This is a genomic window from Parabacteroides sp. CAG:2 (assembly GCF_000436315.1).
Classification (GTDB): Bacteria; Bacteroidota; Bacteroidia; order Bacteroidales; family Tannerellaceae; genus Parabacteroides; species Parabacteroides distasonis.
On the sequence record NZ_FR885321.1, the window covers coordinates 93105 to 108448 of the forward strand.

Sequence of the window (15344 nt, forward strand, 5' to 3'; positions counted from 1 at the left end):
CTCCCTTTTTTATGGATAAGTTATGACTTTTCTTTATTTAAGCGGAATAAGGGTAAAGCCCCAGTTGTATTCCCGGTTTGCGGGTAATGTATAAGCTGGTTCCGGACGTGAACCCCAGCTATCATAACCTGCTACACCTTGTTGTTTCAAGTCGACGCAAACCTCAACGAAGTCGCGAGGCGTGATATCGTTGATATGATGCTGGCGACGTAATACGCTCTTTGCTGCGGCTTCATCATGGTTCGCTACTTGCTCTGGTGTGAAATTACTCCATTGACGGGGTAGCCCAGTTGCTTCCTCGTCATCGAAATCCTCTATGGAATTACGCAAAGCGTTAAATCCAATCGTATTATCCGCTTGGATCAACAAGCCTTTCTTGCCGGTACTAAGTGATACCCAACGAGTGTCGGTATGATGACCGTTTTCCTGCGGGCGTACATATGGGAAATATAATTCCTCGGCTGTAGATTTATATAAGCCGACCATACTACCGGCGTTTCTATCCAAGTAGTTCTCAGCAGGTCCTCGTCCGAAATATTCCACTTGATTCATGCTTGCCGGTAAGCGGAAGCGAACACCGATACGGGGAACATTCAATTTGGAAGCCTCTTTACGGGCGGCGTCACGTCCCGGAGTGAAAGTTGCCGTGCGAGTAGATTCCGATACCTCGGTTTGGGCGGCATCCATATCCGTGGATGTGAAACGGGCGGCCACATTTACAGCTCCGCTTGGATAGATCGTATAATTAACAATGTATAGATTTCCTGCCGGCAATAAATAGTTCACGTTAACCACGGCGTTATTGCCATCCATAGTGACGGTAGCGTCTGTCACGTTGAAGTTCTTGCTGCTTTCCTTCCATACTTGTAAGCGTTTTGGCATACCATTTCCGTAATCGTTATCGGTCGGCGCACGCCAGAAGTTCGGTTGGATACCAAAACCCTCGCTGAAATATTCCGTACCATCCACTTTATAAGAAGTAACGATTCCTGTCTTCCTGTTAAACACGAAGTTTACCTTTGAGGAGGATGCCGATAAGTTATCTCCATTGGTTGAAACCGTTAATTTAGGGCCGCTGGTCTTAAACGCCTTCTTGGTGCTTTCGATCGGTAAGCGGAATTGATCGCAAGCGATTTCGTGTCCGATAGGGATTAACGGCTCTTTTTCTACGGTCGTTACGTTGAAGTTTACGAAATATTCCGTACCTGCTTGTGGCTTTAAGTTGCCTACGGGAACCGTAAATTCCTTAGAAGCTTGCGGTTCTATGTCCAAAGAGACTTTACCGGAGCGTACAACTTTATTATTGGCTGTTACGCTATAGTGGACCATATATTTCTTTAGGTTTGTGAAATAAAAACGGTTCGTGACGCGGAATAAACCGTTCGCTAAATCGATCGCCTCAAACCCGATATTTTGATGGGCGTATTTAACCTCTGCCATAGCGGGATGCGGGGTACGATCCGGGTTTACTATACCGTTGCAAAGGAAGTTTCCGTCACTAGGGGCGTTTACTCCATAGTCACCACCATAGGTATAATATTCACGTCCATTCTTATCTTTTTCCAAGATACCTTGGTCCACCCAGTCCCAGATGAATCCGCCTTGCAGGTTCGGGTATTTATAGATAGCTTTCCATTGATCCCATAAGTTACCGGAAGAGTTTCCCATCGCATGTGAATACTCCGAAGGAGCTACCGGACGATCACTACCCTTACGCCCGATTTCCTCTAGCCATTCAGCGCTCGGGTATTGAGGTACGTACATATCCGTATTCCATTCCCAAAGGGCACGTTCGTAGTTCACCGGACGATTCATGCTATTTATTTCCTTGTCTTTCAGATATAAATAAGTTTGATAGAAGTTGTATCCGTTTCCAGCCTCGTTTCCGAGTGACCAGAAAGTAACGCTCGGATAATTCTTGTTTCGTTCGTACATATTCATCGTACGGTCCATATGCGGGATCAGCCATTCCGGATTATTACCCAAAGTGCCGCCTTTTTTCAGGCTGTAATACATACCGTGAGACTCGATATTCGCCTCATCGTAAACATACAATCCGTATTCGTCGCAGAGTTCATAGAATTTACGGTCTTGCGGATAGTGGCATAGGCGGACAGCGTTGATATTGTTTTGCTTCATCAGCTCGAAATCCTTACGCATGAGTTCCTCGGTTACGTAATGTCCGGTTTCCGGGTTATGCTCATGGATATTGACACCCTTGAACTTAACCGGTTGCCCATTGAACAATAAGACCGTATAAGGTTTTCCGTCTTCCGTTACTTGGTCAATTTGCTTCATCTCGAACCGGCGGAAACCAACGTTGAATGGAACTACCTCGATTACCTTACCCTCTTCTTTTATCGTCATCAATAATTTGTATAGATTCGGATGCTCGGCACTCCAAGGGGCTACGTTCTTTAAATCATACTCGAAAGATGCTGTTTGAGGACTTGCAGGACTTACCCATATATCATTAGCCTCGGAGGTCACAAGATTACCTTTTGCGTCCAAAAGCTCATATCCGACATTTAAATTTTTCGTTTCTTGGGTATGATTCTTTAAGTCTACCGCCAGTTTGAAGATTCCATTCGTATACGTATCGTCCAAGGTTGAGACGACACGGAAATCTTGAATACTGGCCTTGGGTTGAGACCAAAGGAATACGTCACGTTCGATACCGCTCATTCTCCAGAAATCCTGACATTCCAAATAAGAACCGGTGCTCCAACGGAATATCTTTAATGTAAGCACATTCTTTCCGGGTTGCAGGTATTTATTGATCAGGAACTCGGCGGGATTTTTGGAATCCTCGCTATAACCCACTTCTTTCCCGTTTAAATATACGTAAAGGCCGGATTTAGCTCCGCCGATGTGTAAATAAATATCCCGGTTATCCCAACTTGCGGGTATCTCGATGTCTCTGCGGTATACGCCAACCGGATTCGCTTCCGGCAATAATGGAGGTTGGGGATTTCTTGGTTTAAACTCGTAACCATGATTCGTATAAATGGCTACGCCATGTCCTTGTACTTCCCAGTTTCCGGGAACGGTTATATCATCCCATGAAGAGGTATTAACGGAAGGATCTGTGATATTTTGAGGAAGATCTTTGTAAGAGTCGACAAAGAAAAATTTCCAAGTACCGTTTAATAGGGAATAGTACGGGCTTTTCTCAAATCGAGAGGTGAGGGCGGTTTCCCGGTCCGCATAACTCATGAAGGAGCTTCTGGGTTTTTCCTTGTTTACGGCTACGACTTGAATGTCTTGCCAATAAGGTTTTACGGGTTGGGGTGAAGAACCGTCCGCATAAGCCATTCCGGAAATAAGGCAACCTAATGCTCCGGAAAGCATCATTTTTTTGATAGAGTTCATATTCATCGTATTTTATTTAGATTAGCACTGGGGAATTGAAAATTGAGAATTGAGAATTGAAAATTAGAAGTGACTCTACGTAATTCTCAATTCTCAATTTTCAATTATTTAGCTGCATAGTAAGAATATCCGTTAGCTACTTGCTGGAATGCTAAAACCCCAGATTGGCTTAACTCGACATTCATTTCTTTTCCGTCCGGTAGGTACATGACAACTTCGTCATTGCCATTGAATTTTAACAATTTTGTGCTTTCACCGTCAGCCTCTACATTCCAGCTTTGATCTGCTTCGTTGAAAACTAAGTCAAGCGCTTTCTCGTCGCCTTCCTTTTGGATATGGTATCCGTCAACTTTTGTTTCTACGGTATAAACACCGTCTTTACCATCGATTGTTTTAACGTTACCTACATCTGCTACAGGATTACTTCCGCTCCAAAATTCGATAGAGTTGATCACAAGGACATCAGCCAAAGCGGAAATCTCGTAAACCGGGACAATCCAGAAAGCAATGAACACTAGCTCATTAACAAACTTACTGTCGATGCTTCTATTCCACGTTAAAAGTTTGTTTGTTAAACCAAAAGATCCTATACAGGACGAAAATAGGATACTACTTGCCACCGTAGTCGCTAGTAATAAAGTTAAGCTTTTCTTTTTCATAATTTAATAATTAGTTATTACAAGGGACGAAGATAACAACTTTTTCATGATAAATAGTGGTTATAAAGGAATAAATGGAATAAGTGCCTTAATATTAATCAAGCTTCTATTAAGTACGTAGTTCTGGCGGAACTCCGTTTATTACTAATATACACTAACTTCATGTTTGAATTTCAAACCATATACCTCTTTGATGCCCATAGCTCCATACTAAAAAAGATTATGGTTGGAAAGATTGTTTGTTAAATATTTTAATAACTAGGTGGTGTTGTTTTAGATTCGTATGCGAAAAATTAGTCTTTTTTGTTTTATAATTAAAAATAGTGCTATATTTGCTGCGTCTAATGATTATAAGTTCCGCCAGAACGATGAAGAAGTGCTTTCATGGTAGTTAACCGAGGATTTATAATTATACATTAATGATTTAGAAGAGTGAATATTATAAGAAACGAGATCTAAAATAGTATGCCTTAAGTCTTATAATAGTAACAGCTATTTAATAAACAAAAAACGATTCTTATGTTGAAAATTGTAAGACCTGTCAGTTTTGTTCTATTGTCTGCAGCGTTTTGTTCCGGGGGTGTGGTTCATGCTTCTGATCGTGCGGCGATAACTCCGAGGGTAGGTATTTCCCAGCAAGAAGGTAGTTTGAAGGGAACGGTTAGTGACAGTTTTGGCCCTGTGGCCGGAGCGTCAATAGTTGTAAAAGGTACTACGAATGGTACTGTAACCGACATGAATGGTAATTTCGTGTTGGATGTGAAGAATGGGGATGTGATCCAAGTATCCTTTATCGGTTATCTAACTCAAGAATTCAAATATAATGGAGAGCCTTCCATCAATGTGTCCTTGCAGGAAGATACCCAGAAATTAGATGAGGTGATCGTTGTCGGTTATGGTACGCAACAGAAGGCGAACTTGTCGGGAGCGGTAGCCCAATTGGATAGCAAGGAGTTGACAAGCCGTCCTATCTCCAACGTGTCTTCCGGTCTTCAAGGTATGATGCCGGGTGTAACCGTTACCTCGGGTCAAGGCCGTCCGGGACAGGATGGTAGTACGATCCGTATCCGTGGTGTCGGTACTTTGAACTCTGCCAGCCCATATATCTTGATCGATGGTATCGAGAGTGGCTCCATGAATGATATCGATCCGAATGATATTGAGAGTATTTCTGTATTGAAAGACGCTTCTTCCGCCGCTATTTACGGTTCGAAGGCTTCTAATGGTGTTATCTTGATCACGACAAAACGTGGTAAGACGGGTGCTCCTCGTATTTCTTATAACGGATATGTGGGTGCCTCGAAAGCTACTTCCATGATTGATCGTGTCAGCTCAGCCGATTACGCACGTTTGTGGAATCGTTTCGAGCCGGGACGTTATAGTGACGAGGACATCCGGATGTTTGAAGATGGCTCTGATCCTTACGGACATCCTAATACGGACTGGAATGATGAGGCTTATCGGACAGGTTTGTTGCATAAGCACAATGTTAGTATTACAGGAGGTGCGGAGAACGTGAAGTATATGGCTTCGGCCGGATATTTAGGGCAGACGGGTATCCTTCCTAACTCAGATCGTAAACAGTTTAACGGACGTACGAATCTGGATATGCAGTTGACGAAGAAACTGGCTGTTCGGATGAACATGTCTTTCATCAAGAATGACTTCTCGGATCCGAATGCTAGCTATTATGGTGGTTCTTCCGACCAGATTATCCGTCAATTGAATATTATTAGTCCGATGATTCCTGTCAAGGATAAGGATGGCAAATACGGACAAACTAACGATGGTAACCCTATCGCATGGTTGGATTCCGGGCAGACGGTGGATAATTGTAACCAGAATTTTACGGGGGCACTTTCTGTTGATTATGATATTATTGATGGGCTGAAGGCTACTGTGACGGGTGCCTATGTGAACGAGGACCAACGTCATACGGAGCGAGTTCTGAGCATACCGGATGATCCGGCATCTGCGTCTCGTACCACTTCCTTGGTTGAACGTTTCGTGAATTGGAAACGTTATAATTTCGATGCTTTGCTGAATTACAGCAAGAACTTTGGTCAGCATGGCTTGAAAGTGATGGTAGGTTATCATGCGGAGAAGTATGAGGTTAGCAAGAATCAGATGCAGAGGAATAATTTCCCGAGTAATAGCCTGAATGATATGGATGCCGGTGGGGCTTCTACACAAACAAATGATGGTTTGAGCCGAGAGCTTGCCATGCTTTCCTATTTTGGGCGTATTAATTATGATTTTGCGGGAAAATATTTATTAGAGGCAAACTTCCGTGCGGATGCTTCCTCTCGTTTTGCTCCGGGACATCGTTGGGGATATTTCCCTTCTTTCTCCGGTGCTTGGCGTATCAGCGAGGAGGAGTTTATGGAAAGTACGCATGATTGGTTGAGCAGTTTGAAGATTCGTGCTTCTTGGGGTATGTTAGGTAATCAAGACGCCTTAAATAAATCGAATCCTTGGGAGAACCAATATTATCCTTGGATGCAGACTTATAATTTGGATGGTAATTATCCTATGGGAGGCAACTTGACGACGGGATATTATCAGAAAGCCTATCGTATCGAGGATTTGTCATGGGAGAAATCTACGACTTGGGGCATTGGCTTGGATGCGGTTATTAATCATGTGACTTTCACGTTTGATTACTATGATCGCAAGACTACGGATATCATCATGGAGGTACCGGTCCCGACTGAGTTTGGCTTGGATCCTTATTTCGATAACGTGGGTTCTATGCGTAACCGAGGTGTCGAGGTACAGCTAGGTTATAACAATAAGTGGAATGACTGGTCATTGAATGTGATGGGAAATATGGCCTATAATAAGAACAAGATCGAGGATTTAGGAGGTGTAGACCGTATGACAAATCCTGATGACGGTGATTTGTGGCGTTTTGTTGGAAAGCCAATCGATTCTTACTATGTATATAAGGCTGATGGCTTTTTCCAATCTGACGCGGAGGCACAGCAATGGATGGATACCTATAAAGGAAAAGACGGCTACCCGTTCGGACAGGATTTCCAAGCTGGTGATTTACGTTATGTAGATACGAATGGAGATGGAAAGCTGGATGCGGATGACCGTGTATTGTCTAAGACTATCAATCCAGTTGTTACATTTGGTTTGAACTTGAATGTAGGCTATAAAGCATTTGACTTGACTTTAAACTTCACCGGTGCGGCTAATGTAGGCCGTGCGTTTACGAAAGAAGCGTTTGGTGAGTTCTCGGGTAGTGCCGGACATCCTTCTACTGCATGGCTGGATAGCTGGACACCGGAAAATACCAATGCAAGTATGCCGCGTGTAGCGGAGTCTAGAAAATCTCCGAGTGAGGCTTCTAACGTGATGTCTGATTTCTGGGTAATTAATACCAGTTACCTGCGTCTGAAGACATTGCAATTGGGATATACGCTTCCAAAGAGTGTGCTGAACGCTATCGGTTTGTCGAATGTACGTGTTTATTATTCTGCGGAGAATTTGTTTACGATAGATTCTATGCCATTGAACGTAGACCCGGAGACTGTTAGTTCCCGTTTGTCTAGCTACCCATTAGTGATGACAAATTCTTTTGGCGTAAATGTGACATTCTAATTAGTTAAGACCATTTAAATAGAAGATTTTATGAAACGATTATCAATATATATGTTGGCGGCTGGTATGGCTGCGTTATCTACTTCGTGTTCAGATTTTCTGGATACGGTGCCTAAGGATCAGTTGGCTCCTTCTACCACATGGCAGACAGAGGCGGATGCGAAGGGCTTCATAGTAGGCTGTTATAAGGATTTGCTAGATGGAAATACGTTGCTTTATCTGGATTGTGGCTCAGATATAGGCTATAATAATTTCCCTTGGGAAGGATTCCGCCCGTGGGGGGATGGGTCATTGTCTAGTTCTAATCCTGGGCAGATCCTTTATGATTACAAGTCGATTCGTAAGGCGAATACATTCTTGGAGAATGTAGACAAGGTGACGTTTTCTAGTGACGCTGTAAAAGCTAATTATGTGGCTCAAGCTAAAGCGATCCGTGCTTATAAGTATTTCTTGATGAATTGGTGGTATGGTGGTGTGCCTATTATTAGTTCTTATTCAAGTGCGGACGAGGCTAAAGTGGAACGCAATACGGAACAAGAGGTACGCGATTATATAGCTAAGGATTTAGACGAGGCCTTAGCTGGGATCGCGGAGGCTCCGGAGGCTCGTGGCTATATCGCTAAAGGTGCTGTTTTAGCTATCAAGATGCGTGAGGCTTTGTATTATGGTGATTGGCAAAAGGCAAAAGACGCAGCTAAGGCAATCATTGATTTGAAGCAGTATGAGTTGGATCCGGATTATACGAATCTTTTTAAGGTATCGGGAGTGGATTCTAAAGAGATAATCCTAGCGGATCAGAATATTGAGACGTTGGACGGATTGGGAACCATCGGGCAAATGTATAATAATGTTGACCAAGGTTGGTCTTCTATCGTCCCGACCCAGAATTTGGTGGATATGTATGAAATGTCAGATGGATTGACGAAAGAAGAGTCGAAGACTTATGACGCAAAGCATCCGTTCGCGAATCGCGACCCTCGTATGGCCATGACCATTTTATATCCGGGACGTGACTGGAGAGGTGATGTCTTGAATACTTTGGATGAGAAACTTCAAGATGGTACTGTCAACAAGAACTTCCCGACTTATACAGATAATGCTTCCAAGAGTGCTTTGACTTGGGCGAAATACTTGGATCCGATGGATCAATATGGAGATGTTTGGAGTTCGGGAGCTTGTCCGATCGTATTCCGTTATGCGGAGGTTCTATTGACGTATGCGGAGGCCGCGAATGAGCTGAGCGGTCCTTCTGATGAGATCTATGGTTATTTGAACCAGATCCGCCAGCGTGTAGGAATGGGGGAAGTGGATAAGGCTAAATATGGGACGAAGGATAAACTTCGTGAATTGATCCGTCGTGAGCGTACGGTAGAGTTGGCCGGCGAAGGCTTGCGCCGTGCGGACATCGTCCGTTGGCAGGAAGATGGAAAGATGCTTGCCGAGAAAGTCATGAATGGTGATTTGTTACGTGTTACAGGAACGATTAATTATGGGGAGTCTGAGCCTACTAAACGTGCGGAAATCACGGGTACGGCTGTTATTGAGACTCGCCAGTTCTCTTCTCGTAACCGTTACTTGCCGATTCCTCAAACAAGCATGGATAAGAATCCGAACTTGAAACAGAATCCGGGTTATTAATTTCCTATAAAGATGTTAGATAAAGAAGGGGGAAGGCCGAGAGGTTTTCCCCTTTTTTAGTTACATTTGGCGGATACTGAGATTGTATGTCTCATGTGTGCTTTAAGTATATAAATTGATTCCGTTATGAAAAAGAAACTGATAGCTTTCGTTTGCTTTCTTCTCGTATCCTTGTCTGGTCTGCCCCAGTTGCCTGTACGGTTGAATGAGCGTCCGGTGGTGTTGAATACGTCTACCGGGGTATTAAAAGGGAAGATGGTAACTCCCAATCAGGAGTCCGGTTATCCTGTGGTATTGATCATCCCCGGCTCCGGCCCTACGGATATGGACGGGAACTCCGCCGCCTTGCCGGGTAAGAATAATTCCTTGAGATATTTGGCGGAAGGGCTGGCAGGGAAGGGTATCGCTTCCCTGCGTTATGATAAGCGGGGTATCGCTTCGAGCGCCTCGGCCGGAAAGGATGAGTATTCCATGCGTTTCGAGGACGGGATCAAGGACGCACGAGGCTGGATCGATTATTTAAGCAAGGACAAACGGATCTCCGGAATCTATGTGTTGGGGCATAGCGAGGGAGCGTTGGTCGGTATGGCGGCTTCGGTGGATAATCCGAAAGTGAAAGGATACATTTCGGTGGCGGGTGCGGGGCGTCCCGCTTATGAGATCATAGAGGAACAGATGGCCGGTCAACCGGAAGTGATCCGGAATATGGTGAGATCCATAAACACGTCCTTGAAGGAAGGGAAGCTCGTACCGGACGTGCCGATCGGTTTGCAAGCCCTGTTCCGCTCGTCGGTACAGCCTTATATGATCTCATGGTATACGTATAATCCGCAGGAAATCATCAAGAAACTAAAAGTCCCGGTGTTGATCTTGCAAGGGGATAAGGATATGCAAGTATCCGTAAAAGACGCCGAACTATTGAAGCGATCCCAACCTTCGGCCGATTACCATTTGATCGGGAATATGAACCATCTGATGAAGACTTGCGATACGATGGATCAGCAAAAACAGATGGCTACCTATACCGATCCGGCCCTTCCGTTGCATAAGGATGTGCTGATATTAATTGAAAAGTTTGTGAGTAAACCTTGAACTGTTGTATCTTTGCGGTCATAAATTAAAGAGACAGTATGATTTCGGTTGAAGGACTAACAGTTGAGTTTGGCGGTTTCACGCTTTTTGATGACATTTCATTTGTGGTAAACAAGAAGGACCGTATCGCCCTAGTGGGCAAGAACGGAGCGGGTAAATCGACGATGTTGAAGATATTCGCCGGTCTGCAATCACCCACATCGGGAACCGTTAGCGTGCCGAAGGAGGTCACGATCGGATACCTGCCCCAGCACATGCAATTGGTGGATACCCGTACGGTTCGGGAGGAGGCGGAGTGCGCTTTCGAGCATATCCATGAGATGGAGGAGGAGATCAACCGCTTGAATACCCAATTGGCGGAGCGTACGGATTACGAGTCGGAAGGTTATCAAAAGGTGATAGACCGTGTCACTTATTTGACCGAGCATTTTCAGATGATGGGCGGCAATAATTATCACGCCGAGCTGGAACGTACGTTGATCGGGTTAGGTTTCTCCCGTGAGGACTTCGATCGCCCGACGTCCGAGTTCAGCGGTGGATGGCGTATGCGTATCGAACTAGCTAAGCTTTTGCTCCGCCAGCCGGATGTCTTGCTACTGGATGAGCCGACGAACCACTTGGACATCGAGTCCATCCAATGGCTGGAGAACTTTATCGCTACCCGTGCCAACGCCGTGATCTTAGTCTCGCACGACCGTGCCTTTATCGATAATACCACGTTTCGTACCCTTGAGATTGAGTTGGGGAACATCTACGATTATAAGGTAAAATATTCGGAGTACGTCGTACTTCGCCGCGAACGCCGCGAGCAGCAGCTACGCGCTTACGAGAACCAACAGAAGAAACTGGCCGATACCGAAGCTTTCATCGAGCGTTTTCGTTATAAAGCCACGAAGTCTGTACAGGTACAATCCCGCATCAAGCAATTGGAGAAGGTGGAACGTATCGAGGTAGATGATGTGGATACAGCCATGCTGCGACTGAAATTCCCGCCCGCTCCCCGTTCCGGCTCCTATCCGGTGATCTGTGAGGAGGTGGCGAAGCGTTATGGCGATCATCTGATCTTCGACCATGTGACCTTGACAATCAATCGGGGCGATAAAGTAGCTTTCGTCGGAAAGAACGGCGAGGGTAAATCTACCTTGGTGAAATGTATCATGGGAGAGATTGCCGATTTCACCGGAAAGCTCCAATTAGGCCATAACGTGAAGATCGGTTACTTCGCCCAGAACCAAGCGCAGCTATTGAACGAGAACCTTACCGTTTTCGATACGATCGATTACGTAGCCCAAGGGGATATCCGTTTGAAGATACGGGATATCCTAGGTGCTTTCATGTTTGGCGGCGAGGCCTCCGATAAGAAGGTGAAAGTCCTGTCGGGTGGCGAGCGTACCCGTTTGGCGATGATCCGCTTGTTATTGGAGCCGGTCAACCTGCTGATTCTCGATGAGCCGACGAACCACTTGGATATGCGTTCGAAAGACGTGCTGAAAGACGCCTTGAGGGAGTTCGACGGCACGGTGATCGTGGTTTCCCACGACCGTGAGTTCTTGGATGGCCTAGTCGATAAGGTCTATGAGTTCGGTAACCAGAAAGTCGTCGAGCATTTAGGCGGCATCTATAATTTCTTGGAGCATAAGAAAATGGATAGCTTGCGTGAATTGGAACGTTCTACTGGGACGAGTACTTCCATGTCCGGTACCGGTGAGGCTCAGGTATCCCATAACAAGCTCTCCTATGAGGCAAGGAAGGAACTGAGTAAAGTGATTAAGAAAGCGGAGAAAGCTGTTGCCGAGGCCGAGGCCCGTATCTCGGAGCTTGAGAATGGCATTGCCGTTATCGAGGCGAAGCTGGCTACGCCGGAAGGTGCCTCCGACGCTTCTCTCTACGGTGAATATTCTGCCCTAAAAAAAGAACTTTCCGATGCGATGGATCTATGGACCGAACGGACAATGGAGTTGGAAGAGTTGAATACGCAGGATTCATGAAAAGGCTGCTAGCCAGTGAAAGGCAGCTTATCTGATCTTTTTGATTCAAATACTCCTGTTTTCGTGACAAGTGCTTGCCGTTGATGATGCGAAATAGCGGAAGAGAGAGTGCGAGAGCTGGCTTTTAAAAGGGAGAATATCCCTTTTCCCATGCGTGATAGGCCGCATTGGGCTACGCCAGTACTGCCATCGGCCGACGCATATGCCGCCGTTGGGCATCGTGACTACTCAAGAATAGGGTTATGACTACTTGTGAATAGGCATTCTTACCCTGCTAGAACCGTATTGTAACCCTATAAATGATACCAATCTCTCCCTTTGATATGAATTAGGATGAATTGATTTCGCTAGAATAAAAGGCTGTTTTGGGGTATGGTGTTGGCCATTAGTTGATTACTGAAATTTTCTTTCGGATTTAGAGGCGAGCTGTACTTAGGGCCCGGAATATTCGATTCTCCGGAGGTTCGGATTACAAAGTGTCATTTTGATTATTCTTTGAAAATAACCTCTAATAGCTTACTCGTTTTAAAAAGAAAGTCCTTAACTTTGCTATCCAAAGAAACGCGAAAGCTTAAAACACATATCATGTTAACACAGATCATTAATGGAAAGATTCTTACCCCGCAAGGCTGGCTGAAAGACGGCTCGGTATTGATAAGCGACGGGAAGATTTTAGAAGTGACAAACTGCGACTTAGCGGTAGTGGGGGCAACCTTGATAGACGCCAAAGGTATGTACATCGTCCCCGGAGGCGTGGAAATTCACGTGCACGGAGGTGGAGGCCGTGATTTTATGGAAGGCACCGAGGAAGCTTTCCATGCGGCGGTGGCCACACACATGAAACACGGTACTACCAGTATCTTCCCCACCTTATCCTCTTCTACCATCCCGATGATCCGTGCCGCCGCCGAGACCACCGAGAAACTGATGGCCGAGAAAGATAGCCCGGTTCTGGGGCTTCACTTAGAAGGACATTATTTCAATATGAAAATGGCTGGTGGACAAATCCCTGAGAACATCAAGAATCCCGATCCCGAGGAATATATCCCTTTGCTGGAGGAAACGCATTGTATCAAGCGCTGGGATGCCGCTCCGGAACTTCCGGGAGCGATGCAGTTTGGTAAATATATCACCTCGAAAGGCGTGCTCGCCTCGGTAGGGCATACCCAAGCCGAGTTTGAGGATATCCTGACCGCTTATGAGGTAGGTTATACCCACGCCACCCATTTCTATAACGCCATGCCGGGCTTCCATAAACGCCGCGAGTATAAGTATGAGGGAACGGTGGAAAGTATCTATCTACTCGATGATATGACCGTCGAGGTCGTGGCCGATGGTATCCATGTGCCGCCTACGATCCTTCGTCTGGTCTATAAGATAAAAGGTGTGGAACGCACTTGTCTGATCACGGATGCCTTGGCTTGCGCTGCCAGTGATAGCCAAGTCGCTTTCGATCCCCGTGTCATCATCGAGGATGGCGTGTGTAAGTTGGCCGACCGCTCGGCCTTGGCGGGTAGTGTCGCCACGATGGACCGCCTGATCCGTACGATGGTGCAGAAGGCCGAGATCCCCTTGGAGGATGCCGTGCGTATGGCCTCGGAGACTCCCGCCCGTATCATGGGCGTATCCGATCGCAAGGGAACGTTGCAGCGGGGCAAAGACGCCGATATCGTCTTGTTGGACCGTGACTTGAATGTCCGTGCGGTCTGGGCGATGGGTAAGTTGGTTGAAGGTACGAATAAACTATTCTAAGCAAGAACGATTATGTTGACACAGATTATAAATGGCCATATCCTTACGCCGCAAGGATGGATGAAGGATGGTTCCGTATTGATTAGCGACGGGAAGATATTGGAGGTTACAAATAGCGATTTAGCGGTGATTGGCGCCAAGGTGGTGGATGCGAAAGGAATGTCGATCGTTCCCGGTTTCGTGGCGATGAATATCCATGGCGGTGGGGGCTTCGACTTCTCCGAATGTACGGAAGAGGCTTTCCACGGTGCGGTAGCTGCCCATCAGAAGCATGGGGCCACGACGATATTCCCTACCGTGTTGGCTCCGGAAATCGGGGTGATCGATAAGGCGGTGGCCGTATGCGAGGAGATGATGAGGAAAAAAGACGGCCCTATCTTGGGATTGCATATCGAGGGACCGTATCTGAATCCGAAGATGGCGGCGAGCCTGTTTATCGATAAGGAGAATCCCGCCGACCCGAAAGAATATAAAGAGATATTGGAACGCACGGATTGCATCAAGCGCTGGGATTCCAGCCCGGAGATACCGGGTGCGCTTGAGTTCGCCCAATACTTGAAGTCGAGGGGAATCCTATCCGCTATCTCGCATACGGAAGCGGAGTTTGATGATATTAAGACCGCTTACAATGCCGGTTTCACGCATGCGGCTCATTTCTATAACGCCATGCCTGGTTTCCATAAGCGTCGTGAATATAAGTACGAGGGAACGGTGGAAAGTGTTTTCTTGATGGACGATATGACGGTAGAGGTGATTGCTGACGGGCGTCATTTACCCTCTACGATCCTCCGATTGGTCTATAAGCTGAAAGGAGTGGAACGTACTTGCTTGGTTACGGACGCTCTCTCATGCGCAGCCAACGAGGGTAAGCCGTTATCCGATCCCCGCATTATCATTGAGGATGGCGTATGCAAGTTGGCGGATCATTCTTCATTGGTGGGAAGTATCGCCACGATGGACGTACTGGTACGTACGATGGTGCAGAAGGCTGACATTCCTTTGGCCGATGCAGTCCGTATGGCTTCCGAGACTCCGGCCCGCCTGATGGGGGTAAGCGATCGCACCGGAACCTTGCAAAGAGGGAAGGATGCGGATATCGTGATCTTGGATCGTAAGTTGAACGTGCGTGCGGTATGGAGCATGGGAAACTTAGTTCCAGAGACAAATACATTGGTCTAAACACGTTAATAATAAAGAGAGGGGCTGTCTTGGCTGGCCGGGACGGTCCTTTTTT

Annotated in this window: 8 protein-coding genes; 6 read left to right on the forward strand and 2 right to left on the reverse strand. The window is 46.2% G+C overall.

Translation table 11 applies throughout. The annotated features are described in order from the left end of the window. Positions 1-33: 33 nt before the first annotated feature. Together QVP94_RS14655 and QVP94_RS14660 are read right to left on the reverse strand one after the other, a co-directional pair. Positions 34-3372, reverse strand: a complete 3339-nt coding sequence (locus QVP94_RS14655) for a glycoside hydrolase family 2 TIM barrel-domain containing protein (protein WP_022192899.1) — start codon at positions 3370-3372, stop codon at positions 34-36. Positions 3373-3476: 104 nt separating this feature from the next. Then, positions 3477-4031 carry a DUF3332 domain-containing protein gene (locus QVP94_RS14660; RefSeq protein WP_005865883.1) on the reverse strand — a complete coding sequence of 185 codons (555 nt, stop codon included), beginning with the start codon at positions 4029-4031 and terminating at the stop codon, positions 3477-3479. A gap of 519 nt (positions 4032-4550) precedes the next feature. On the opposite strand from QVP94_RS14660, the gene QVP94_RS14665 reads away from it, so the two are divergent. The 6 genes from QVP94_RS14665 (at position 4551) to nagA (QVP94_RS14690) (ending at position 15289) form a co-directional block, all read left to right on the forward strand. Then, positions 4551-7640, forward strand: coding sequence for a SusC/RagA family TonB-linked outer membrane protein (locus tag QVP94_RS14665; protein WP_008780795.1), 3090 nt, complete (start codon positions 4551-4553; stop codon positions 7638-7640). Positions 7641-7670: 30 nt separating this feature from the next. After that, positions 7671-9278, forward strand: a complete 1608-nt coding sequence (locus QVP94_RS14670; protein WP_005861734.1) for a RagB/SusD family nutrient uptake outer membrane protein — start codon at positions 7671-7673, stop codon at positions 9276-9278. A 126-nt stretch (positions 9279-9404) separates the two neighbouring features. Then, a complete protein-coding gene (locus QVP94_RS14675; protein WP_005861736.1) occupies positions 9405-10370 on the forward strand; it encodes an alpha/beta hydrolase in 966 nt (321 codons plus the stop codon). A 38-nt stretch (positions 10371-10408) separates the two neighbouring features. After that, entirely contained in the window at positions 10409-12358 is a 1950-nt protein-coding gene (locus QVP94_RS14680) for an ABC-F family ATP-binding cassette domain-containing protein (protein ID WP_005861738.1), read from the forward strand. Between the two features lie 585 nt (positions 12359-12943). Further along, entirely contained in the window at positions 12944-14110 is a 1167-nt protein-coding gene (gene nagA / locus QVP94_RS14685) for an N-acetylglucosamine-6-phosphate deacetylase (RefSeq protein ID WP_036629182.1), read from the forward strand. 12 nt (positions 14111-14122) lie between these two features. Continuing rightward, on the forward strand, positions 14123-15289 hold the full coding sequence (gene nagA, locus QVP94_RS14690; protein ID WP_005861742.1) for an N-acetylglucosamine-6-phosphate deacetylase: 1167 nt from the start codon (positions 14123-14125) through the stop codon (positions 15287-15289). Positions 15290-15344: the final 55 nt, after the last annotated feature.

Bases quoted from the DNA above. Each gene is read 5' to 3' on its own strand.
- QVP94_RS14655 (WP_022192899.1), bottom strand. From the start codon at position 3,372: ATGAACTCTATCAAAAAAATGATGCTTTCCGGAGCATTAGGTTGCCTT.
- QVP94_RS14660 (WP_005865883.1), bottom strand. From the start codon at position 4,031: ATGAAAAAGAAAAGCTTAACTTTATTACTAGCGACTACGGTGGCAAGT.
- QVP94_RS14665 (WP_008780795.1), top strand. From the start codon at position 4,551: ATGTTGAAAATTGTAAGACCTGTCAGTTTTGTTCTATTGTCTGCAGCG.
- QVP94_RS14670 (WP_005861734.1), top strand. From the start codon at position 7,671: ATGAAACGATTATCAATATATATGTTGGCGGCTGGTATGGCTGCGTTA.
- QVP94_RS14675 (WP_005861736.1), top strand. From the start codon at position 9,405: ATGAAAAAGAAACTGATAGCTTTCGTTTGCTTTCTTCTCGTATCCTTG.
- QVP94_RS14680 (WP_005861738.1), top strand. From the start codon at position 10,409: ATGATTTCGGTTGAAGGACTAACAGTTGAGTTTGGCGGTTTCACGCTT.
- nagA (WP_036629182.1), top strand. From the start codon at position 12,944: ATGTTAACACAGATCATTAATGGAAAGATTCTTACCCCGCAAGGCTGG.
- nagA (WP_005861742.1), top strand. From the start codon at position 14,123: ATGTTGACACAGATTATAAATGGCCATATCCTTACGCCGCAAGGATGG.